The following is a 22,868-nucleotide window of genomic DNA, read 5'->3' on the forward strand; positions in this document are numbered from 1 at the left end:
GATGTTTTCGTTATTTCATCACCCACAACTCCGCCCTCGTCATTATGTGGGCGGGGTTGTTGTCATTAGTTTCATTACTCTTTTTTATGGTGGCGCGTTAAGTTCGATCTTTGCATTGGGTGATGAATTGCAATGGCGATCTTGGTTAACGGATGATTACCTACAGCATCTGATTCTTTTCAGTTTTGGGCAAGCTTTACTTTCTACCGTTTTATCTATTTTTTTGGTCTGCTCCTCGCTCGAGCATTGTTTTATCAACCATTCTCAGGAAAAAAGTGGCTATTAAAATTAATGTCGCTGACCTTTGTTTTACCTGTTTTAGTGGCAATTTTTGGTTTGATCGGCATTTATGGTTCAAGCGGTTGGTTCGCTTGGTTTGCTAATCTTTTGGGAATGTCGTGGCAGGGACATATTTACGGACTCTCGGGTATTTTAATTGCCCATCTTTTTTTCAATATTCCACTGGCTGCGCAACTTTTCTTACAAAGTTTGCAAAGTATCCCTTATCAGCAACGTCAGCTTGCCGCGCAACTCAATTTACAAGGCTGGCAATTCGTGAAATTAGTGGAGTGGCCCGTTTTTCGTCAGCAATGTTTGCCTACATTCAGCTTGATTTTTATGCTTTGCTTCACCAGTTTTACCGTTGTTCTTACGCTAGGCGGTGGGCCTCAATATACAACATTAGAAACCGCAATCTACCAAGCGATTTTATTTGAATTTGATCTGCCAAAAGCAGCACTTTTTGCCATGTTGCAATTTGTATTTTGCTTAGTTTTATTTAGCTTAACGTCGCGTTTTTCTCCCTCTAATCAAAATGGCTTGAGTAATAGTAATCCTTGGTTTGAGAAGCCTAAAAGTGCGGTCAAAATTTTCCATGTTTTTGTTTTACTTGTTTTTGTATTTTTCCTTTTTTCGCCAGTATTAAACATTCTTATCAGCGCATTGAGTTCACCAAGTTTGCTCACAGTTTGGCATAATTCTCAGCTCTGGCGTGCGTTAGGCTATTCACTTTCTATCGCGCCTTTATCTGCATTACTTGCATTAACGATGGCTATTGCCTTGCTACTTTTATCACGCCGTTTAGAATGGTTGCATTATCAGAAAATTGCGCAATTTATTATTAATGCAGGAATGGTGATTTTGGCAATTCCGATTTTAGTACTTGCGATGGGATTATTTTTATTATTACAAGAGCGTGACTTTTCGAATATTGATTTATTTGCCATTGTTGTATTTTGCAATGCGTTAAGTGCAATGCCTTTTGTTTTACGTATTTTGAGCGCACCTTTTCATAACAATATGCGTTATTACGAAAATCTGTGTAATAGTCTGGGAATTGTGGGTTGGCAACGTTTTTCTCTGATTGAGTGGCAAACTTTACGTGCACCATTGCGCTATGCTTTTGCTTTAGCCTTGGCGCTATCTTTAGGGGATTTTACAGCTATTGCGTTGTTCGGTAATCAAGAGTTTACTTCCCTACCGCACTTGTTATATCAGCAGCTAGGGAATTATCGTAATCAAGATGCTGCTGTCACTGCTGGGATTTTATTATTGCTTTGTGGCATATTATTTGCCTTTATTCACGCACATAGGGATGCCGATGATTTATCTAAATAATGTGATTTTGAACGATAAAACCTTACCGATGTGCTTTAATTTGAGCGTAAATGCTGGCGAACGTGTCGCAATTATTGGCGAGAGTGGCGCGGGAAAAAGTACCTTATTGAATTTAATTGCTGGATTTGAATTTCCTCATCAAGGAGAAATTTGGTTAAACGATAAAAATTATACTCGTCGTGCACCTTACGAGCGTCCGGTTTCCATGCTATTTCAAGAAAATAATTTATTTCCTCATTTAACCGTACAGCAAAATCTTGCGTTGGGTTTAAAACCCTCTTTAAAATTAACCGCACTTGAACAGGAAAAAATTGAACAGGTCGCTTGTTCTGTAGGATTGGGCGATTATTTGCAACGTTTACCGAATTCTCTTTCAGGGGGGCAAAAACAACGAGTGGCGTTGGCGCGTTGTTTGTTGCGAGATAAACCTATCTTGTTATTAGATGAGCCTTTTTCCGCATTAGATCAGAAGCTTCGTGTAGAAATGCTAGCTTTAATTGCCAAACTTTGTGATGAGAAACACCTAACATTGTTACTTGTTACTCACCAACCATCGGAATTAGTTGGTACGATAGATCGAGTATTGTTGGTGGAAAATGGTCAGATAAGTCAATTGCAAAAAGAGACGTAAAATTATATAGACTTTATAACCTATGAATCTATTTATGGCTATAGATACCAGCCTATAAACTGAATGAATTAAGATACAAAAATGCGGTGATTATTCACCGCACTTTCAAAGGAAAAATATGTTAACTGAAAAACTACAAATTAACTCCATTACACCACATCCAAGCGTTGAATATTGGTCTGTTTGCAAAGTTGAGGCGTTATTTGAAACGCCATTTTTGGAATTGGTTTACCGCGCTGCGCAAGTTCATCGCAAGCATTTTAATCCTCGAGTGATTCAGTTATCCACGTTAATGTCTATCAAAACGGGTGGATGCCCAGAAGATTGTGGTTATTGCCCTCAATCAGCCCGTTATCATACAGGAGTACAAAATCAGCAGTTATTAGATGTTGATGAGATCGTCGCGAAAGCAAAAATTGCGAAAGCGCGTGGAGCAGGGCGTTTTTGTATGGGCGCAGCTTGGCGAGGTCCTAAGCCTAAAGATATTGAGAAAGTCACTGAAATTATTAAAGCAGTGAAATCGCTTGGCTTAGAAACTTGCGGTACCTTTGGTTTATTGCAAGATGGTATGGCAGAAGATTTAAAAGAAGCTGGTTTGGATTATTACAATCATAATCTTGATACCGCACCAGAACATTATGCAGAAGTGATTGGTACTCGTCGTTTTGATGATCGTCTTAGCACGTTAGGAAAAGTACGCAAAGCTGGGTTAAAAGTGTGTTGTGGCGGCATTGTGGGGATGAATGAAACCCGCAAAGAACGGGCTGGATTAATCGCGAGCCTTGCAAATCTTGATCCGCAACCCGAGTCAGTACCGATTAATCAACTCGTTAAGGTTGAAGGTACACCGTTAGCCGATGCGGAAGAATTAGATTGGACAGAGTTTGTGCGAACGATTGCTGTTGCACGTATTACCATGCCAAAAAGTTATGTTCGCCTTTCTGCAGGCCGTAGTGGCATGAGTGAAGAAATGCAAGCGATGTGTTTTATGGCGGGTGCAAATTCTATTTTCTATGGCGATAAATTACTTGTCACAGGTAACCCAGAAGAAGATGGCGATCAGTTATTAATGGCAAAATTAGATTTAGAGCCAGAAACTGCAGAAAATAAAAGGGGCTGTACTAGATAACTGGACCAAATTACCCTTAACTAATTGTTTTAAAATGGAAATTTGAGATTTTATTTCACTATTGTTAAAACGCCATTCACATTCCTTTAAATATAGCTCAAAATGCTCTTTGGGAATGCCATTAAACTTCCGTAAATGGCGTTTTGCTTGATTCCAAAAATTCTCAATTCCGTTTATGTGGTTGTGATTTTCAGCAAAATGCGTGCTGTGATTAATGCGAAAATGGCTAAATTCACTGACATCAAGCACATCATAACTACGAAAGGTATCCGTGTACACAATGCTATCAGGATTAACTTTCTCTCGGATAATTGGCAATAATGTTGCTGATTGCGCATTAGGGACAACGACGGTATAAACCTTGGCATTTCGTTTGAGAAGCCCGAATACCGCGACTTTTCCCACGGCACCGTGACCTCGTTTGCCTTTTCGAGTACCGCCGAAATAGCTTTCATCGGCTTCAATCTCGCCTTCAAACATTTCCAAATGTGGGCTTGTTTGATAGATGAGTAAGAGTAATCGATGAAAGTAATAAGCGGCTGTATTTTTGTTTACATTAACCAATTCACTGGCTGTTCTTGCTGTGACACCTGCGACAAACAGTTCAATGAGTTTATTTTGTTTATGCTGACTTAAGCGACTTTTTCTCATTGGTTTATTCTAACTTAAATGGGATTTTTAGTCGTTATCTAGTACAGCCCCAAATAAAAAGTTGTAGTTTGTGTTAGATAGCTGAGAAATTAAGTATTAATCTATTCCTTTCTTTATCTCATATCTCATAATAATTTTCAATAGATAATAAAAAAGCTCCTTGACTGTCAAGGAGCTTTTTATATGAATCTTAAAGAATTTCTTTAGCTTTCGCTACCACGTTTTCAACAGTGAAACCAAAGAGTTTGAATAATTGATCCGCAGGTGCTGATTCGCCAAAGCTGTTCATGCCTACTACACGACCTTCAAAACCAACGTATTTATACCAGAAGTCTGCAATACCCGCTTCAATCGCAACACGTTTGGTTACAGCTGCAGGTAATACGCTTTCACGGTATGCTTCGTCTTGTTTATCAAAACGGTTTGTACTTGGCATTGAAACAACGCGTACTTTTTTACCTTCTGCACTTAATGCTTCAGCCGCTTTCACCGCTAATTCTACTTCAGAACCTGTTGCAATGAAGATTAACTCAGGTGTGCCTTCGCAGTCTTTTAATACATAAGCACCACGTTTAACGGCATCTAATTGTGCAGAAGTGCGGTCCATTTGTGCTAAGTTTTGGCGGGTAAAGATCAACGTACTTGGGCCATCTTGACGTTCAACCGCTTGTTGCCATGCAATGGCTGATTCCACTTGGTCACACGGACGCCATGTTTCAAGGTTTGGAATTAAGCGTAGTGATGCAGTTTGCTCAACTGGTTGGTGAGTTGGGCCGTCTTCGCCTAAACCGATAGAGTCGTGAGTATAAACGAATAATGAGCGTTGTTTCATTAATGAAGCCATACGCACCGCATTGTGTGCATATTCGTAGAACATTAAGAAGGTTGCGCCGTAAGGAATGAAACCTCCGTGTAAAGCAATACCGTTCATAATGGCAGACATACCAAATTCACGCACACCGTAGTTAAGGTAATTACCACCTACATTTTCGTGTGCACGAATTGGTTTAGAACCGCTCCATAATGTTAAGTTAGAGCTTGCTAAGTCTGCAGAACCACCTAAGAATTCAGGTAACACATGAGCATATGCTTCGATTGCATTTTGTGATGCTTTACGGCTTGCAATGCTCGCTGGGTTCGCTTGTAATTTTTCAATGAACGCTTTAGATTCTGCAGCCCAATTTGCTGGTAATTCACCGTTTACACGACGTGTAAATTCTGCAGCAAGTTCTGGATATGCTTTAGCATAAGCGGCAAATTTTTCTACCCAAGATTTTTCTGCTGCAGCACCTTTTTCTTTCGCAGACCATTCAGCATAGTATTCAGCTGGAATTTCAAATGGCGCATATTCCCAACCAAGTACTTTGCGGGTTAATGCGATTTCTTCATCACCTAATGGTGCACCGTGACAATCATGTGACGCTGATTTATTTGGTGAACCGAAACCGATAATGGTTTTACAAATAATTAACGTTGGTTTTTCTTTTTCTGATTGTGCAAGTACAACAGCCTGACGAATTTGTTCAGCATCATGGCCATCCACATTACGGATTACTTGCCAGCCATAAGCTTCAAAGCGTGCAGCGGTATCATCACTGAACCAACCATCTACATGACCATCAATGGAAATGTTGTTGTCATCGTAGAATGCGATTAATTTACCTAGACCTAAGGTTCCCGCTAAAGAGCAGGCTTCGTGAGAAATCCCTTCCATTAAACAACCATCGCCTAGGAATACATAGGTGTGGTGATCAACGATTTCATGACCTTCACGGTTAAATTGGCCCGCTAAGGTTTTTTCAGCAATCGCCATACCCACTGCATTAGTGATACCTTGACCTAACGGACCAGTCGTGGTTTCAACACCAGGGGCATAACCATATTCTGGGTGACCTGGGGTTTTAGAATGTAATTGACGGAATTGTTTTAAATCTTCGATAGAAAGATCATAGCCAGTTAAATGTAAAAGACTATAAATCAACATAGAACCATGGCCGTTAGAAAGTACAAAACGATCTCGGTCGGCCCATTTAGGATTGGTTGGATTGTGTTTTAAAAAGTCGCGCCATAATACTTCAGCGATATCCGCCATTCCCATTGGTGCACCAGGGTGACCTGATTTAGCTTTTTGCACAGCATCCATTGATAAGAAACGAATTGCATTGGCTAATTGTCTACGAGTTGCCATTTTGTTCTCCTGTTATAATTCGCTTTGAAAAAATAATCTTGCGCATTCTACCTTATTTCTGAAGGAAATTTAGAAAAAATCCGCACTCAATTTAATAGTTTGTGACAATAATCAAATTCTACGGCGACGCTGGTGAAAACGCGTGCTACTCGATTTTACTTTCAAATTTACCGTACTTTTTTTCTCTTTGGATTTGCGGTAAGTCCGTCGATAGTGATTTAAAAAATAATGAATAGAGCTTGCCATCACCGCGCCAAGTAAAAATACAATAATGAGTTCACCATATAATTGGTGAAAAATTTGATTAATTTTTGATTGGTTAGATTGCGTATATTGGGCATCAATGGTGACACGTAAAAATCCTTTAATGCCGCTTTGGGCGTAAAGTGGCTCTACAATTTGTTGATTGTTTGCATCGGGTGAATTGCGCATTTCGCGACTTTGAGCCAGTAATTTTCCTTCGCCATCATATAAGCTGGCATCTAAAATAAAGACTTCTTTGACTATTTGATCAAGATTGTCCGTTAATTGCTCTGTTTTAGCATTATTTGTGAGTAAAACTGAAAATAAATTGGCTTGTTGACGAACCAAAATATGTGAGATGTTCGCCACTTGGTTTACGCTAGCAAATTGTGAACTCAGCTTAAATTGCTTCACACCAAATAAGATAACGCTAAGTGCAGTTAGGCTTAGCACAATAATCGTTGCAAGCATGGTTGATTTGATTAGTTTTTCTTTAATTATTTGCACTTTTTCAACTCACATCGGTTAAAATCTTTTCAGTCGCCACAATTTACAGGATTTTTATGCAAATTCAACGTTTCGAAAGCATTACACAAAAATACCCACAATTTCCTACCGCACTTTTAGCTAATGAGGAACCTATACAGAACGGAGAACCTTTTATCTTATACGGCACAAAGTTGGACATAACTACGCTAGAAAAATTTCAACAAAAGTGCGGTCAAAATTTTCAGATTTTTGATGTTTGGATGGTAGAGCAAAATATTGTCGTTTTATTGAAAGGTCAATGGTTTGCTGACTTCATTAAATTTGCTCATGATGTTGAAGTGGATATTGCTAAATTAGATTTTATCCCTAAATTGTCTCAAGCTGGATTGTTGGTGATGGATATGGATTCTACCGCTATTCAAATTGAGTGTATTGATGAAATTGCGAAATTAGCGGGTGTTGGCGAACTTGTTTCTGCGATTACGGAAAGTGCAATGAGAGGTGAATTAGATTTCGAACAAAGTTTGCGTCGTCGAGTGGGTACATTAAAAGGTGCGCCAGAAAGTATCTTACAGCAAGTTAGAGAGAATTTACCGTTAATGCCTGGATTAGTTGAAACGATCCAAATCTTACAGAAATATGGCTGGAAAACAGCGATTGCTTCAGGTGGATTTACTTATTTTGCGGATTATTTGAAAACCTTATTACAGCTTGATTTTGCTGCATCAAATCAATTTGATATTGAAGACGGAAAACTCACTGGCTTAGTTAAAGGCGATGTAGTTGATGCCCAATACAAAGCTAAAACATTGCAACATTTGTTAGAGAAATACGGTATTGATTCACAATATTCTATTGCTATTGGTGACGGGGCAAATGACTTGGCAATGATGAATGTGGCGGGGCTAGGTGTTGCGTTCCATGCTAAACCTAAAGTGCAACAACAAGCGCAAATTGTGGTAAACTTCGCCGACTTAACCGCACTTTTATGCCTTTTAAGTGCCAATGATAGAATTTAATAAAATGGGAGAAGACTATGCCATCTTTTGATATTGTTTCTGAAATTACTTTACACGAAGTCCGTAATGCGGTGGAAAATGCCAACCGTGTGCTTAGCACGCGTTATGATTTCCGTGGCGTGGAAGCGGTAATTGAATTAAATGAAAAAAATGAAACGATTAAAATTACCACAGAATCTGATTTCCAACTTGAGCAATTAATTGAGATTTTAATTGGATCTTGTATTAAACGTGGTATTGAGCACAGTTCTTTAGATATTCCTGCAGAAAGCGAACACCACGGTAAACTTTACAGTAAAGAAATCAAACTTAAACAGGGTATTGAAACAGAGATGGCGAAGAAAATTACTAAATTAGTAAAAGATTCTAAAATCAAAGTTCAAACTCAAATTCAAGGTGAACAAGTGCGTGTGACAGGTAAGTCACGCGATGACTTACAGGCAGTCATTCAACTTGTTAAAGGCACTGAATTAGGCCAACCATTCCAATTTAATAATTTTAGAGATTAGTTTTCAAATAAGGGCGAAATGTTGCCATAGTTTTTTGATAAAACTTGACGAACACCGCTTTCAAGCGTAACATTCGCCCGATTTTTTAACGAGAAGGACACACACTTTGGACAGTCATAGTCGATACCGAATATCGCTCTAGACGCCCGCCTTTTTATTATCGGCGCGCGTTCGCCGGTAAATTTACCGTTGTTTCGGCATCTCTTAACGAAAACTTTGCGATTTTTCCCCGCACTTTCGTTTCTTCTTTAATTTGTTCACTGTTAGCTGTTCATAATCCTATAAGGAGTATGAAATGATCAACGCGTTTGCTATCAATGATTCCCGCTTGGTTCGCATTGACGAAGACCAAACCGATCTCAATACTGCCATTTGGCTTGATTTACTTGAGCCGACAGGCGAAGAGCGTGAAATGCTACAAGAAGGCTTAGGCCAGAGCTTAGCATCTTTTCTAGAATTGGAAGATATTGAAGCTTCCGCCCGTTTCTTTGAAGACGAAGATGGTCTACACCTTCACTCATTTTTTTATTGCGAAGATGAAGACAATTATGCTGATTTAGCGAGCGTCGCTTTTACTATTCGTGATGGCCGTTTATTTACGTTGCGTGATCGCGAGCTACCAGCATTCCGTTTATATCGTATGCGTTCACGTAGCCAGCGCTTGTTAGAATGTAATTCCTATGAAGTTTTATTGGATTTATTTGAAACGAAAATTGAGCAATTAGCGGACGTGATTGAAAATGTTTATGCAGATTTGGAAGAGTTGAGTCGCGTTATTTTAAACGGAAAACAAGATGAAGCCTTTGATGAGGCATTAAATACGCTCACGGAACAAGAAGATACGAGCTCAAAAGTTCGTTTGTGTTTGATGGATACCCAACGTGCACTAGGTTTCTTGGTTCGCAAAACGCGCTTACCAACAAACCAGTTAGAACAAGCACGAGAAATCTTACGAGATATTGAATCTTTGCAACCGCATAATGAATCATTGTTCCAAAAAGTGAACTTTTTAATGCAAGCTGCAATGGGTTACATCAATATTGAACAGAACAAAATTATGAAATTCTTCTCAGTTGTTTCTGTGATGTTCCTTCCTGCAACATTAGTTGCATCCACTTATGGTATGAACTTTGATTTTATGCCTGAATTACATTTTAAATATGGTTATCCAATGGCAATTGGGTTAATGATCGCCGCAGCATTGACACCATATATTTATTTTAGAAGAAAAGGATGGTTATGATGGAATTATCCCAAACCGCATTATTTATCGGGTCAATTATTAATCTTTACGCACTTGTATTGATCTTACGAGCTTGGTTACAGTTTGCTCGAGTGGATTATTACAACCCTGTTTCGACATTTGCAGTCAAAATGACTGATCCAGTATTAAAACCTCTGCGTAAAATTGCGCCTACTGTAAAAAATATTGATACTTCTGCTTTACTGTTAGTATTTATTATCGGTATGTTGAAAGGTATTATTTATTTTGGTTTATCAGTAAATGTACTCTTAGTATTGGGTGTGTTAACTATATTGAAAAGCATTGGTTTAGCCATTTTTTATGTGCTTTTTATTGGGGCTGTTTTAAGTTGGTTTAATCGTGGAAATAGTCCTGTGATTTATGCGTTTTATCAACTCTCAGAACCACTTTTAAGACCTATCCGTCGATTCCTACCAACATTAGGTATGATTGATTTTTCTCCTATGGTCATCGTATTTATCTTATTGTTCTTAAATAACCTAATGCTTGATATGTTAGGTGGACTTTGGATGATTGCTGGTTAGAGACCAATAGGTTATTTCAAACAAGAAAAAAGGCGTATTTATTAATACGCCTTTCTTATACACATAATTCTGATTTATACTACTGTTAATTGTCCCGCATATAAAACAAAGAAACGTAAACAGAATACCCCAATTAAGTCAAAAATAGACACCAAGATAATAAAGTTACGGTTGTATTTTAAACGGTCATTAACAAACATATTGGCGATTAATGGGATCAAGATACCAATAAAGAATACCCCAATCCAGAATACCGCACCCCAGAAACCAGATAATGCATTATGTAACGCAACTGTTTTTTGGCCGCCACCAAAATGTAAGCCAACGAAGAAACATACAAGCAAACCAAGCTCTGTCACCATAATTGGTACTTCAAATTTGTGGATGAAGTGCGATTCGTGAGAATCACCTTTTAATTTTCCTGCAATCAAGATAATTAAGAAGGTTGCAGCAATACCAGATGATGTACCAGAAGCTAAGAATAATGCCGGTAATACTGGATTATTCAACATTGGATAGCTGATCAATGCAGAAAGTAAGAACCCTGTGTATGCACCAAGCACTGCAGCCAATACGAAAAGAACAACTTCGACTGGACTTGCAATACGTTCTGCAATACCGATGAGTTTCATCACAAATTGCAGTTTTGGCATAAAGCGATTAATTAATGCTTCGATTTCTTTTTTGAAAATCACCACTCCCCAAATCACTAAAAACAACATATAGATTTGGAATAGCATGACCCCCATCGACATTACGGAGTTAAATTGATAGTTAAACATCAATTTCCAGAATGTCCAAGGTCGAGCCAAGTGGAAAATTAATAGCGTTAAACCAATTAATGTTGGTACAGACCCTAAAATTACCCCAGATCGAATAATCCAGTTTTGGCTTAGATTTTCTATTTTATTGCTGCGTTTATACGCAATTGCTAACTGTACCGCACCAGATGAGATCCCCAATAAGAACAAGTAGATCGCAATGGTAGAATCCCACACTAGATTAGGCGTATGAAATGGAACTGGATAATCTAATGTCATCTTCTAGGCTCCCCATGTTGGAATGGAATGTGGTACAAGTTTGGCTGTGTACCTAGTTCCACTTTAGTGCGATAAACTGGTTTTTCTTTCACTTTACGTGAAACTGCACTTGTTGGATCATTCATATCCCCAAAGGTTAATGCTTTGGTTGGGCAAGCTTCCACACAAGCTGGTTGTTTACCATTAGCTAAATTTGTATCGCGGCAGAAGTTACATTTATCTGCGGTACGATGTACTGGATGAATAAAACGTACACGATATGGGCAAACTGCTATACAGTATTGGCAGCCTACACACAAATCTTTATGTACATCTACAATGCCAGTCTCTTTATCAATAAAAGATGCACCAGTTGGACAAACTGCTACGCAAGGTGCATTTGTACAATGTTGGCAAGATTGACGGAAGAACTCATATTCCTGATTTGGAAATTCACCGTAAGGTTCACTGCGTAGAATCTCTAAGCGAGAAACGCCTTCTGGCACTTGGTTTACATCACGGCATGCATCCATACAGGCTGTACAGCCGATACACGAATTTTCATCGTGTATCATTGCGTAACGTTTAGGTTTATCCGCCTTGTCTTCTTTCGCAAAAGAAGGTAAAGATGTTCCCGTCATAAGGATCACTGCCCCCATGCCGGAAACAAAGTTTCGGCGTGAGCAGGCTGTCATTGTTTATCCTTTTGTTCGGTTAGTTTATCTTGTTCTGCTTTACGTTTTTGTTGTTCACCATGGCAATCTACGCAAAGTTTAACGCGTTGTTTTGGTTGAATACCTTTCATTGCGTCTTCTTTAGGGTGAAGCGTATGGCAACTTGCACAAGGTAATTTCATTGCGTGTACATCATGCGCCCATAGTTTTTCACGAAGTTTGTCAGGTTGGTGACAAGCAAAACAAACTTGGTTTTGTTCTTGAACTGAATACATCGGTTTTTTATTACCGAAAATATCCCCTTCAAAACGCATGACATCTTTAGCACCACGACGGTGATTTTCAGAAACGTTACCGTGACAGCTTACACAAGTAATTGCTTTACCGTTATTTGGATTTTTCTTATCTAAGTGTGCACCATGGAATTTACCAAAGTGGAGTTCGCCGCCAGACTGATCTACAGTTTGGTTTTTATCTACTTTGTCGAATTTATGGCATTTAGCGCAATATTGATTTGGATCGCGTTGGTTATCTAATTGCGGTTCATAAGTAAAATGATCCGAAGGTTTTTGTGCATCATCGGCATAAGCCAAAAACGGCAATGCTATAAACGCCATAATTAACGCTAACACTTTTGCAGATGTGTTGATTAAAAAAGTTAAATTCATTTGGGTTACCTCAAATTTGACCTTGAAAATTACCGCACTTTCCAGTTTGCACTTAAAAGTGCGGTGGATTTTTCATTTATTTTTGTGCTGGTGGATCAACTAATAAGCCTTTTTCTTTAGCTTGTTGTTCCCATTGTGGTACCACAGTTTTTAAGAATTCTTCTTTAGCTTTGCGTTCTTTTTCGATATCAATACCCATTACTTTCCACGCTTTATCAGCTGTTGAAATATCTGGGATTTGAACTGGAGTTTTCACACCGTGTTTAGTTAAGATTGCTGCAAGTTTAGTACGAGCATCCGCTGCTTTATCTAAGCCAGAACCTAATACACGAAGCATGACTTCAGGTGCGTGCATATGGCCACCATGGCTTGCTGCAGCATAATCCCAACGCCATTGAGCATGACGAATATCCATTAATGCCGCTTCCATTTCTTCTTTAGTTGCACCTGCATCCCAAGCTGCTTTCGCTTCAAAGTGAGCTTTAACAACTTGCTCTTCTAAACGACCCATTACATCTTTCACTTCTTTTTTACGTGAAGTGACGATATCGCGTAATTTTTCTTTGCTTTGATCGTGACAGTTTGCACAAGTGCGGTCAAATGCATCAAATGGATTTTGGATTTGGTGATCAGTATAAACTTTACCGTCTTTACCTTGTACTTTTGGCATGTGACAGTCTACACAAGTTACACCATTTTTACCGTGCATACCTAAAGACCAAATTTCAAAGTCAGGGTGTTGAGCTTTTAACATTGGTGCTTTAGAAAGACTGTGAGTCCAGTCAGAGAAACCAATATCATCATAATATTTTTCAATATCATCCACAGTTTGACCATTATCCCAAGGGAAAGTCACTTGTTTAATGTCGCCTGCGAAGTAATATTCTACATGACAGTTTGCACAGATTTCTGCACGTTTTTCGGTACGTTCTGCTGTGTTAAAACTTAAGTTAGGTGTGGTTTTGCCTTCTGCTTTTGCTTTAGCTTGAACTGCATTATTTAAGTGATCTAATGCACGTAGCACATGTGGACGAGCAATACGCAATGCTGGTTTACCTTCAGCAAAATCTTTAGAAGTCGTATCGTGACAGTCAGCACAACCGATTGAGTTCACGATTTCTGGACCACCTTTTGCCCATTTCGCATTGAAATAATCTTTTTCCCCCCATTCCGCGATTAAACGTGGAACATCAGGGCCTTTACATGTCCAACATGCCATTGGTTGTGGACCATCATTTGCAGTTTTTGGTGCACCAGTACGCAGAATGCTACGAACGTCAGTAACTGCATAAAAGTGGCCGCGTGGCGCATTGTATTCTTTTGCAAATGCATAACCGCCCCAAAGAACGATTAAACGTGGATTTTCTTCATCGGCATAAATAATTTTTTCACCGTTGCCGTTTGCAGTTGAACGCCAGCTGTTATATTGATTTGGATATTTTTCTGCAAATTTTTCATTTACAGATTCAATTTTCAAATCTGGTTTTACTGGTTCAACAGGTTGTTCTAATGGCTTATAAACCATATCAGCTACCGCTGAGTTAAATAAGCTTAAACTCGCGAAAGACGCTGCCACAATGAGGCTTTTTTTGAATGCGTTCACGATAATCACTCCATTTGTTGTAATAAAAAGGTTAGGTTAAGTAGAAAGTTGAGAATTATTCTTAATGCCACATAAAATATGTGGATATAGATTCATTCGCGCGTAAGATACCAAAAGAAAAAAGTTTTTCCACCCGTAGAACGAAAAAATGTGAGATTGATCAACCTTATTTCTCAAAATACTTACAAAGAGGTATGGGTTATTTTAAATAAATTAAGGCGGTTTATACCGCCTTAATTTTGAGTATTATTATCATTAATATTGACTAATAATATTTTCTATTCTTTTATCCGATATTTAATATTTTGTACCCAGCTGTTGAGCAAATAAACTGACTCGTAATTTTTCTATAACGTATCGCAGAGGGATTGGGTAAGAAGATTTATGTGGAGTTTCGATAAGCAAAAGTGCGGTAGATTTTGAAAGTGTTTTTGAGATTGAAAAAACGTTTGAAAAAATGACCGCACTTTCTAAAAACAGAACGATGGTTCAAGCGTCCTCGCTTGGACCTCTAAGCACAAGCGTAGACGCTTGCGCTATCTTGGGCGATGCCCTTAAATTGAAGATACAAGCACGCGTCAAGAGACGAGCGCTATCGTGGGGGACTATTTCATTGAATAATAGTTACTATTCTTGATTATACATATAATCTTATTTTCCATTTCAAGAAATTTTTTTGTATAGCTTACAAAATATACTTGAAAAACGTGTCCAGCGTGTATTGGATCGCTTTTATCCATTTCCAACTCTATTCTTTTATAATTTCATTAGGTAGCCAAATAAATGATTTTTTTATAATTATTTTTTGTTCAATTAAAACTTTATCAAGTTCTAAAAACTTTTTATAAAGAAACTCATTTTTATCACCATTCATAGAATTATATTCAATATCTATATTTTTTGCCCACAAAGATAACTCTAAAAATTTATTAATTACTTTTTCCAGTTCTAAAATGCTTTTTTCATATATCTTAGAATATCGAATCTGATACTCTATATTCCTCCTTTCTAGTCCAGTCTTAACTGACTCAATAGCTTCTGTAAGTTCTTTCAGATCCTCCTTTCTAACTAATTGAGTATCTATCTCAGCATTTTTCTTCGCAGACTCAATACTGTGTGTAATTTCTTTTAAATCATCCTTTGTTGCTAACTGAGCACTTATCTCACCCCATTTTTTACTATAAGCAATAACCCATGGTTTTAAGATTAAATCAACGATAACACAAATAAAAATTCCTATTATTAAGGATAAAATATCTATCATTAGTTCCTCTTTAAATATTATTAATCACATTCAAAACCCGCTTATCTGACACCTGATACTTCGTCCCCAGCTGTTGCGCAAATAAACTCACTCTCAATTCCTCAATCATATAACGAATTTCCGCCACTTCATCAGAAATCGGTTTGGATTTTGGCAGTTTGGCGAGGAGTTGTTGGTAGGCTTGTTGCACTTGTTCCACGCGTAACATGGCGGCACGATCGCGATTCACATCTTGAGCAAGTTTATCCATGCGTTTGTCGATAGCTTGCAGGTAGCGGAGTAAATCCGGCAGGCGGGCGTAGCCGCTTTTTTGTACAAAACCTTGATAAATCAAACCGGCGATTTGGCTTTTCATATCAGACAGGGCAAATGCCATGGTGAAATCCATTTTGCCTTTGAGGCGTTGATTAAGCTGATGTGTGAGCGTGAGGATCTGCTCCACTTTCTGCGCAATATCCACGGTCACTTCGTTAAGGTTTTCTCGAACGAAATCACGCAATTTTTCAAAGTCTGCTTCATCCCAAACAAAACCGCCAAAATCGGTAATCAGTTTATTCACGGCACAAGCAATACAGTCGTCAATCAAATCCAACACACGACCGAACGGGGTAAAATACAACCCCAATTTGGCTTTATTCGGCAATTTTTCATGCAAATATTTAATCGGTGACGGTACATTGAGTAACAACAATCGACGCAAACCTTGTTGCATCGCCACTTCTTGCTCAAACTCTGTTTCAAACAGTTTGATACCTACCGCATCTTTTTCATCTACAATAGCTGGGAATGCTTTGACGCTAAAACCACGTTGTTTTTGTTCGTAACATTGTGGTAAATCTGCAAAGCTCCAAATATGTAGCCCGCTTTGCTCAATGCCATCATCTGCCACAGCAGAAATACTTTCCTGTACGCGATCTTTTAAGTTGAATTTCAGCTCATCCAAATTCATGGATTCTGCGATTTTCTTGCCGTTTTCATCTACTACACGGAAAGTCATTTTCAAATGGCTTGGAATTTGTTCCCAATTCCAATGTTCCGCTTTTACGGTAACGCCCGTCATACGACGCAATTCATAAATCAGCGTATCTAATAACGGTTTTTCCAACGGCACGACTCGACTTAAAAAAGCTTGAGCATAATTAGGTGCAGGCACGAAGTTACGACGATAAGATTTCGGCAGAGATTTAATCAGCGCAATCACCAATTCTTCACGCAAACCTGGAATTTGCCAGTCAAAGCCGGTCATTTCCACTTGGTTAAGCAATGGCAATGGAATATGCACGGTCACACCATCTGCATCGGTACCTGGTTCAAATTGATAAGTTAATTTGAGTTTTAAATTGCCTTGATGCCAGAAATTCGGGAAATCCAGCTTGCTCACTTGTTCCGCATCATCATTAATCAAAAATGAGCGTTCAAAATTAAGCAATTCAGGATCTTTTTGCTGCGCCTTTTTCCACCAGGTATCAAAATGTTTTTGGGAAACTACTTCCGCGCCAATACGCTGATCGTAAAATTCAAAAAGCGTGCGATCATCCACCAAAATATCGCGGCGACGGCTTTTGTGTTCCAACTCTTCTACTTCTCGAACGAGTCGTTGATTTTCTTTGAAGAATTTATGTTTGGTATTCCAATCCCCTTCCACTAAGGCAGATTGAATAAAGATCTCACGGCTTACCGTTGGATCAATAGCACCGTAATTCACTGGTCGCGCAGCCACAATCGGCACACCGTAAAGCGTGACTTTTTCATCAGCAATCACGGCGCCACGGGATTTCGACCAACGCGGTTCTGAATAGGATTTTTTAATTAAATGCTCGGCAAGTGGCTCGATCCATTCTGGATCGATTTCAGCCACCATACGCCCCCAAAGTTTGGAGGTTTCCACTAACTCTGCTGCCATCACCCATTTCGGTTGTTTTTTGAAAAGCACAGAATTGGGGAAAATTGCAAAATGGGCATTACGTGCACCAAGATATTGTTGCTTCTCCGCTTCTTTTAAACCGATATGAGAAAGCAAGCCGCTTAAAAGTGCGGTATGAATTTGCTGATATTCGGCTTTTTCGGAATTAATCGGCAAGCCCATTTTACGCACGGTTAAACGAATTTGATGATAAATATCCTGCCATTCGCGAATGCGTAAATAATTTAAGAAATCCTTTTGGCATTGACGACGGAATTGGTTTTTCGTCAATGCCTTTTGCTGTTCTTGCACGTAATTCCAAAGGTTCAAGAATGCTAAGAAATCCGATTTTTTATCAGCAAAGCGACGATGTTTTTCATCGGAAGCCTGTTGTTTTTCTTGTGGACGCTCGCGCGGATCTTGAATGGATAACGCGGCAACAATAATCATCACTTCATGCAAGGCACCTTGTGAGACAGCGCTTAGCAACATTTTTGCTAAACGTGGATCCACAGGAAGTTGAGCTAATTGACGGCCTACGGCTGTTAATTGACGTTTCTCACCTGATTTGGTGCGAACCATTTCAAACGCACCCAATTCTTCCAACAGTTTTATCCCATCTTGAATATGACGTTTATCCGGCGCATCCACAAATGGGAAAGCTTCAATATCATCCAAGCCCAATGCCGTCATTTGCAAAATAACGGAGGCTAAGTTGGTGCGCAGAATTTCAGGATCGGTAAACTCCGGACGAGAATTAAAATCCTCCTCCGAATAAAGACGAATACAAATGCCTTCGCTCACCCGTCCGCAACGACCTTTACGCTGATTAGCGGATGCCTGTGAAATAGGTTCAATCGGTAAACGTTGTACTTTGGTGCGATAGCTATAACGGGAAATGCGCGCGGTACCTGGGTCAATCACATATTTAATGCCAGGCACGGTCAATGAAGTTTCTGCGACATTGGTCGCTAATACAATGCGATTTAAACCACTTGGATGGAAAATTTTATTTTGTTCTTGTGCAGACAAGCGAGCAAAGAGCGGTAGAATTTCCGTGTGTTTTAGATTTTGTTTTTGTAAAGCTTCGGCGGTATCACGAATTTCTCGCTCACCGTTCATAAAGATCAATATATCTCCTCGACCTTCCGCTTGCAGTTCATCCACTGCGTTAAGAATGCCTTGTAGCTGATCTTGATCGTCTTCTTCCACTACGGGACGATAACGCACTTCAACAGGATAGGTTCTGCCCGAGACTTCGACAATCGGGGCATTGTTGAAATGTTTTGAAAAACGTTCCACATCAATGGTCGCAGAAGTGATGATAAGTTTTAAATCACGACGACGAGGTAAAAGCTGTTTCAGATAACCGAGAATAAAATCGTTATTTAGGCTACGTTCGTGGGCTTCATCGATAATCAAACAAGAATATTGATTGAGAAAACGATCGTTTTGAATTTCCGCTAGCAGAATCCCGTCAGTCATCAACTTGATTTGCGTATCATCACTGATCTGATCGTTAAAACGAACCTTATAACCGACTAAACCGCCAAGCTCCGTTTCCAGTTCTTCCGCAATACGCGCCGCCACCGAACGAGCAGCAATACGGCGTGGCTGAGTATGACCAATCATGCCTAAGTTGCCGAAACCTAATTCCAAACACATTTTCGGCAATTGGGTAGTTTTACCTGAACCAGTTTCCCCAGCTACCACGATGACCTGATGTTCAGAAAGCAGTTTTTGAATTTCTGCTTTGCGTTGGCTAACAGGTAGGCTTTCTGGAAAAACGATGGGATTTTGTACCGCACTTTTCCGTTGTTCTACACGTAATCTTGCTTGTTCAATTTTCTGTTGGATTTCATCTGCAACGGCTTGTTGTGCCTCTAGGCTTTTAATTTTTCCAATACCATGAATGCGGGCGGATAAACGACGTTGATCCACCAACATGATGTCATTTAATTGAGAAAAAAGAGATTGTTGTAAAGGTGTTAATGCGTGTTTTACCAATCTGTTTTTCATAGCGATTTACTTTTGAAACTTCCGTAAGCTAAGCTAATCCATCCGATTAAAAATAAAGTTCCGCCAATAGGCGTAATCCACACAATTACATTGCTTGCTCCGAAAGCGAGTGCGTATAAACTTCCACTAAATAATAAGGTTCCAATTAACCAAGAAGACATGGATAATCGGGCGAATTTGTTGTCATGTAAAGCAGATAATGCAACGGCAAGTACTGCAATAGTATGGAACATTTGATATTTTAAACCCGTATCAATCCATGATAATGCTTTGGCTTCTAATATATGGCTTAAGCCATGAGCTGCAAATGCGCCTAATGCGACACAGAAGAAACCGCTTAAAGCGGCAAGAGTGAGGTATTTGTTTTTCATTTAAATTTTCCCTAAAAGTAAAGCTAATATACCTGCAGCAATAAGTGGGCCAACAGGAATTCCACCTAAAAATGCTACACCAATAATTGTGCCGATAAGCAAGCCAGTGACTAAAATCGGTTGTTCGCCCATTAAAGGCACACCTTTGCCGGCAAGCCATGCCACAAGCACACCAACGGAAATGGAAAGTGCCATTTTCCAACTAAGAAAACCTGATAAATCAGGTAACTGAATTTTCCCTGAAACTAAGGGACTTAAAACCCCAATGGTTAAAATAATGATACCAATTTTAACGCCATATTTTTCAAGCAAAGGAATCTGTGAAGATAAAAAAGTTTGCTGCATGATAAGTAATACGGTAGCAGAAATCGTAATTGCGCTGTTATGACTGAGTAATCCGAGAATAATTAAAACCACCAGTAATAAGGCGATTATATTGAATTGTAACGACATACTTGAAAAGTGCGGTGAAAAATTGTGATGAATTATATCAAGTTTAAGTTATCGATGTGTTTTTTTATTTAGTAAAAACAAGCTAGAATGTAAGCTATATTTCCCCTTATTCGAGAATGCCTATGTCAAATGCTGTTGCCCACTTTGCCGATTCAGATCTGATTAAAACCGTAATTTTGCTTGCGTCGAGCGTGACTATTGTGCCGTTATTTAAACGCCTAGGGCTTGGCAGTGTGCTAGGGTATTTAGTGGCTGGTTGTATGATTGGTCCTTCAGTATTCGGTGTTATTCAAGATCCGGCTTCAGTCGTACATTTGGCTGAATTGGGTGTCGTGATGTTCTTGTTTATTATTGGGCTTGAAATGCACCCTGAACGGCTTTGGTCTATGAAAAAAGCAATTTTTGGTCGGGGGTTGCTGCAAGTTGGGTTCTGTGGTGTGCTGCTTACTTTTGCGGGGATTTATTTGCTCGATTTACCGAAAGAAGTCGCGTTTATCGCAGGCATGGGATTTACACTTTCTTCAACCGCGATTGTGATGCAAACTTTGGAAGAACGTTGTATTACCAGTACATCTAAAGGTCAGCGAATTATTTCGACTTTAATTTTTGAGGATATTGCTATTGTACCATTATTAGCATCAGTGGCGTTTCTTGCACCTCATTCTGAAGAAAGCACTCATACCGATTGGATGTCAATCGGCATCGCATTAGGGGCGGTAATCGGCTTGATTGTCGCGGGTAAATGGTTAATGAATCCGTTATTCCGATTAATTTCTAAAGCACATATTCGTGAGATGATGACGGCGGCTGCTTTATTAGTTGTACTTGGCGCGGCATTAGCCATGGAAATAGGTGGGCTTTCAATGGCAATGGGGGCATTTGTAGCAGGGGTTATGCTGTCAGAATCTTCGTTCCGCCATCAATTAGAAGCTGATATCGAGCCATTTCGAGGTCTATTGCTTGGTCTGTTTTTTATGGGTGTGGGTATGTCATTGGATTTGAGCTTAGTGTTCAATCACTGGTTATTACTACTCGGAATTGTATTCCTTTATATTATTGGTAAAGGACTTTCTGTGTATGTTGTTGCTCGAATTACTCGCTTAGAACATAGAGAAGCAGTGGGAAGAATGTCACTTTTGGCGCACGGTGGTGAATTTGCTTTCGTACTTTTCTCTGCCGCAACAACAGCAGGCGTAATGAGCAACCATGAAAATGCCACTTTTACTGCAGCGGTAATTATTTCCATGTTGTTTTCTCCATTTATTACACAAATTACTCGTAAATTAGCGCAATCTGGGGAGAGAAAATCAGCGAATCAACCAGATACGAGCGATCTATCCCCTATTGATGATTTAGAAGATAACGTGCTTGTAATTGGTTTTGGCCGCTTTAGCCAGATCGTATGTCAAACATTATTAATCCGTGGCATCAGCGTTTCAGTGATTGATCGTAATATAGAAAATATCCGTGCTGCGGCAAAATTTGGTTTTAAAGTCTATTATGGTGATGGTATTCGTTTGGATGTACTTTACGCCGCGGGAATTGAAAAAGCTAAATGTGTCGTGATTGGTATTAATGATACAGATCGCATTGAAACGATTGTGAGCCAACTTAAAGGAGCTTATCCAAACTTGCCGATTTTAACCCGCACTTATGATAGAAAAACGACAGTAAGCCTAATTAAGCAAGATGTGGATTTTATTGTGCGTGAAACTTTTGAATCCGCCATTGCCCTTAGCCAAGCAACATTGATGAAACTTGGTATTGATAAGATTGAGGCTGATGAAGTTATTAAAGAAGTTAGAGCATTGGATCAAGAACGCCTAAATGAGGAAGTTCTGCATGGTTTTTCTAATGAAATCTTAAAAAAATATTGGACGCCAAAACCATTCATTAAACCTCATGTTGATGCTCAGGCATTAAATGATGAAACAGCAGGAATATTGATTGAGGAATCTGAAGAAACGTCAAATAATAATTCTTAAAATGATTTCAATGCATTTCAACTAAAAAAGGAAGCAAATTGCTTCCTTTTTGTTTTGAGTCCGTTTGAATTAAAACGGTTGTTTCTATATCATTTATAAAATGTAAATTATAAAATGCTTTAAAATCAATCAATTAAATATTAACTTGTCAAAATTGAAGTGTGAATATGTAAAAATAAAGAATAAAAAGACTAGATTTCAGATTTTATTTTTACACAATGTACTTACTATAAAATACCAAACAGATAATATTTGTCCATAAATTCATTGAGTTGATTATGCCATTTTTACACTTATTGACTAATCACGATTAAATCCACCTCATCAGTCAGTAACTTTTCAAAATTTGACACAATATCAATGTTGGGGAACCATGCTAATGCCCGAGTGGTTGAACGCTCAAAAAATTTTATCACGTTAAACCGATGATCATTTTTAAAAAAGGGAACGTGGAAAATACGGGTAGAATACCCACTCCCCACAATGGCAACATTAATTTTCTTCATATTTGGCTATCCTTAATTAATAAAATTGTGGCGAGTATAAGATCGTTTCTATCTAGCCATTTGCGAATAAATTAGCAATAGGTTTCCAATGTAACCCCAAATGTACACCCACTAAAATTTGCAACCAATGGGTGCTGGT

Annotated in this window: 19 protein-coding genes and 1 pseudogene; 8 read left to right on the plus strand and 12 right to left on the minus strand. The window is 38.9% G+C overall.

The features are described from left to right. Position 1 precedes the first annotated feature (1 nt). The 3 genes and pseudogenes from thiP to bioB all read left to right on the plus strand — a co-directional run bounded on the left by thiP (position 2) and on the right by bioB (position 3,377). Positions 2 to 1,617, plus strand: a pseudogene (thiP, locus tag GG9_RS05540) (thiamine/thiamine pyrophosphate ABC transporter permease). Further along, positions 1,601 to 2,248, plus strand: coding sequence for a thiamine ABC transporter ATP-binding protein (gene thiQ / locus GG9_RS05535; protein WP_005630999.1), 648 nt, complete (start codon positions 1,601 to 1,603; stop codon positions 2,246 to 2,248). The pseudogene thiP and the gene thiQ overlap by 17 nt, the downstream one beginning before the upstream one ends. A gap of 118 nt (positions 2,249 to 2,366) precedes the next feature. Further along, positions 2,367 to 3,377 carry a biotin synthase BioB gene (gene bioB / locus GG9_RS05530; RefSeq protein WP_005631001.1) on the plus strand — a complete coding sequence of 337 codons (1,011 nt, stop codon included), beginning with the start codon at positions 2,367 to 2,369 and terminating at the stop codon, positions 3,375 to 3,377. Here bioB and GG9_RS05525 read toward each other — a convergent pair. From GG9_RS05525 to GG9_RS05515, 3 genes are all read right to left on the minus strand, one after another. Then, the gene (locus GG9_RS05525; protein ID WP_005631004.1) at positions 3,333 to 4,028 is read right to left on the minus strand and encodes an IS1595 family transposase; all 696 of its coding nucleotides are present in this window, start codon (positions 4,026 to 4,028) and stop codon (positions 3,333 to 3,335) included. The two genes, bioB and GG9_RS05525, sit on opposite strands and share 45 nt — an antisense overlap. A gap of 190 nt (positions 4,029 to 4,218) precedes the next feature. Continuing rightward, positions 4,219 to 6,216, minus strand: a complete 1,998-nt coding sequence (tkt, locus tag GG9_RS05520) for a transketolase (protein ID WP_005631005.1) — start codon at positions 6,214 to 6,216, stop codon at positions 4,219 to 4,221. Positions 6,217 to 6,327: 111 nt separating this feature from the next. Continuing rightward, on the minus strand, positions 6,328 to 6,966 hold the full coding sequence (locus tag GG9_RS05515) for a YtjB family periplasmic protein (RefSeq protein WP_005631006.1): 639 nt from the start codon (positions 6,964 to 6,966) through the stop codon (positions 6,328 to 6,330). 56 nt (positions 6,967 to 7,022) lie between these two features. On the opposite strand from GG9_RS05515, the gene serB reads away from it, so the two are divergent. The 4 genes from serB (at position 7,023) to GG9_RS05495 (ending at position 10,264) form a co-directional block, all read left to right on the plus strand. Further along, the gene (gene serB, locus GG9_RS05510) at positions 7,023 to 7,967 is read left to right on the plus strand and encodes a phosphoserine phosphatase (protein WP_005631007.1); all 945 of its coding nucleotides are present in this window, start codon (positions 7,023 to 7,025) and stop codon (positions 7,965 to 7,967) included. Between the two features lie 17 nt (positions 7,968 to 7,984). Beyond that, positions 7,985 to 8,476, plus strand: a complete 492-nt coding sequence (locus GG9_RS05505; protein WP_005631008.1) for a YajQ family cyclic di-GMP-binding protein — start codon at positions 7,985 to 7,987, stop codon at positions 8,474 to 8,476. A 295-nt stretch (positions 8,477 to 8,771) separates the two neighbouring features. After that, entirely contained in the window at positions 8,772 to 9,719 is a 948-nt protein-coding gene (gene corA, locus GG9_RS05500) for a magnesium/cobalt transporter CorA (RefSeq protein WP_005629627.1), read from the plus strand. Then, a complete protein-coding gene (locus GG9_RS05495) occupies positions 9,719 to 10,264 on the plus strand; it encodes a YggT family protein (RefSeq protein ID WP_032825064.1) in 546 nt (181 codons plus the stop codon). Before corA ends, GG9_RS05495 begins: the two co-directional genes overlap by 1 nt. A 74-nt stretch (positions 10,265 to 10,338) precedes the next feature. Here GG9_RS05495 and nrfD read toward each other — a convergent pair whose 3' ends face one another. The 8 genes from nrfD to GG9_RS05460 form a co-directional block, all read right to left on the minus strand. After that, positions 10,339 to 11,304, minus strand: coding sequence for a cytochrome c nitrite reductase subunit NrfD (gene nrfD / locus GG9_RS05490; protein ID WP_005631010.1), 966 nt, complete (start codon positions 11,302 to 11,304; stop codon positions 10,339 to 10,341). Continuing rightward, on the minus strand, positions 11,301 to 11,978 hold the full coding sequence (nrfC, locus tag GG9_RS05485) for a cytochrome c nitrite reductase Fe-S protein (protein WP_005631011.1): 678 nt from the start codon (positions 11,976 to 11,978) through the stop codon (positions 11,301 to 11,303). Before nrfC ends, nrfD begins: the two co-directional genes overlap by 4 nt. Next, positions 11,975 to 12,625 carry a cytochrome c nitrite reductase pentaheme subunit gene (nrfB, locus tag GG9_RS05480; RefSeq protein WP_005631012.1) on the minus strand — a complete coding sequence of 217 codons (651 nt, stop codon included), beginning with the start codon at positions 12,623 to 12,625 and terminating at the stop codon, positions 11,975 to 11,977. Before nrfB ends, nrfC begins: the two co-directional genes overlap by 4 nt. 76 nt (positions 12,626 to 12,701) lie before the next feature. Then, complete coding sequence (nrfA, locus tag GG9_RS05475; RefSeq protein ID WP_032825065.1) at positions 12,702 to 14,228, minus strand: ammonia-forming nitrite reductase cytochrome c552 subunit; 1,527 nt, start codon at positions 14,226 to 14,228, stop codon at positions 12,702 to 12,704. A gap of 748 nt (positions 14,229 to 14,976) precedes the next feature. Then, entirely contained in the window at positions 14,977 to 15,492 is a 516-nt protein-coding gene (locus tag GG9_RS0108645) for a hypothetical protein (RefSeq protein WP_032825067.1), read from the minus strand. A 10-nt stretch (positions 15,493 to 15,502) separates the two neighbouring features. After that, positions 15,503 to 19,414 (minus strand): ATP-dependent RNA helicase HrpA, encoded by a 3,912-nt coding sequence (hrpA, locus tag GG9_RS05470; protein ID WP_005631016.1) that lies wholly within the window; start codon positions 19,412 to 19,414, stop codon positions 15,503 to 15,505. Beyond that, entirely contained in the window at positions 19,411 to 19,785 is a 375-nt protein-coding gene (locus tag GG9_RS05465) for a DUF423 domain-containing protein (protein WP_005631018.1), read from the minus strand. Before GG9_RS05465 ends, hrpA begins: the two co-directional genes overlap by 4 nt. Further along, positions 19,786 to 20,238: a DUF441 domain-containing protein gene (locus GG9_RS05460; protein WP_005631020.1), complete on the minus strand. Its 453-nt coding sequence runs from the start codon at positions 20,236 to 20,238 to the stop codon at positions 19,786 to 19,788. It lies immediately after the preceding gene. Positions 20,239 to 20,360: 122 nt separating this feature from the next. Between GG9_RS05460 and GG9_RS05455 the strand changes: the two genes are divergently transcribed. After that, positions 20,361 to 22,223, plus strand: coding sequence for a monovalent cation:proton antiporter-2 (CPA2) family protein (locus tag GG9_RS05455; protein ID WP_005631022.1), 1,863 nt, complete (start codon positions 20,361 to 20,363; stop codon positions 22,221 to 22,223). Positions 22,224 to 22,516: 293 nt separating this feature from the next. Here GG9_RS05455 and GG9_RS05450 read toward each other — a convergent pair whose 3' ends face one another. Beyond that, entirely contained in the window at positions 22,517 to 22,729 is a 213-nt protein-coding gene (locus tag GG9_RS05450) for a Gfo/Idh/MocA family oxidoreductase (RefSeq protein ID WP_005628486.1), read from the minus strand. Positions 22,730 to 22,868 lie beyond the last annotated feature (139 nt).

The sequence above is a fragment of the Haemophilus haemolyticus M19501 genome (genome assembly GCF_000222025.1).
Lineage (GTDB): Bacteria > Pseudomonadota > Gammaproteobacteria > Enterobacterales > Pasteurellaceae > Haemophilus > Haemophilus haemolyticus_G.

Excerpts from the sequence above, each read along its gene's own strand:
- thiQ (WP_005630999.1), top strand. The coding sequence starts at position 1,601 with ATGATTTATCTAAATAATGTGATTTTGAACGATAAAACCTTACCGATG.
- bioB (WP_005631001.1), top strand. The coding sequence starts at position 2,367 with ATGTTAACTGAAAAACTACAAATTAACTCCATTACACCACATCCAAGC.
- GG9_RS05525 (WP_005631004.1), bottom strand. The coding sequence starts at position 4,028 with ATGAGAAAAAGTCGCTTAAGTCAGCATAAACAAAATAAACTCATTGAA.
- tkt (WP_005631005.1), bottom strand. The coding sequence starts at position 6,216 with ATGGCAACTCGTAGACAATTAGCCAATGCAATTCGTTTCTTATCAATG.
- serB (WP_005631007.1), top strand. The coding sequence starts at position 7,023 with ATGCAAATTCAACGTTTCGAAAGCATTACACAAAAATACCCACAATTT.
- GG9_RS05505 (WP_005631008.1), top strand. The coding sequence starts at position 7,985 with ATGCCATCTTTTGATATTGTTTCTGAAATTACTTTACACGAAGTCCGT.
- corA (WP_005629627.1), top strand. The coding sequence starts at position 8,772 with ATGATCAACGCGTTTGCTATCAATGATTCCCGCTTGGTTCGCATTGAC.
- GG9_RS05495 (WP_032825064.1), top strand. The coding sequence starts at position 9,719 with ATGGAATTATCCCAAACCGCATTATTTATCGGGTCAATTATTAATCTT.
- nrfD (WP_005631010.1), bottom strand. The coding sequence starts at position 11,304 with ATGACATTAGATTATCCAGTTCCATTTCATACGCCTAATCTAGTGTGG.
- nrfC (WP_005631011.1), bottom strand. The coding sequence starts at position 11,978 with ATGACAGCCTGCTCACGCCGAAACTTTGTTTCCGGCATGGGGGCAGTG.
- nrfB (WP_005631012.1), bottom strand. The coding sequence starts at position 12,625 with ATGAATTTAACTTTTTTAATCAACACATCTGCAAAAGTGTTAGCGTTA.
- GG9_RS0108645 (WP_032825067.1), bottom strand. The coding sequence starts at position 15,492 with ATGATAGATATTTTATCCTTAATAATAGGAATTTTTATTTGTGTTATC.
- hrpA (WP_005631016.1), bottom strand. The coding sequence starts at position 19,414 with ATGAAAAACAGATTGGTAAAACACGCATTAACACCTTTACAACAATCT.
- GG9_RS05465 (WP_005631018.1), bottom strand. The coding sequence starts at position 19,785 with ATGAAAAACAAATACCTCACTCTTGCCGCTTTAAGCGGTTTCTTCTGT.
- GG9_RS05460 (WP_005631020.1), bottom strand. The coding sequence starts at position 20,238 with ATGTCGTTACAATTCAATATAATCGCCTTATTACTGGTGGTTTTAATT.
- GG9_RS05455 (WP_005631022.1), top strand. The coding sequence starts at position 20,361 with ATGTCAAATGCTGTTGCCCACTTTGCCGATTCAGATCTGATTAAAACC.
- GG9_RS05450 (WP_005628486.1), bottom strand. The coding sequence starts at position 22,729 with ATGAAGAAAATTAATGTTGCCATTGTGGGGAGTGGGTATTCTACCCGT.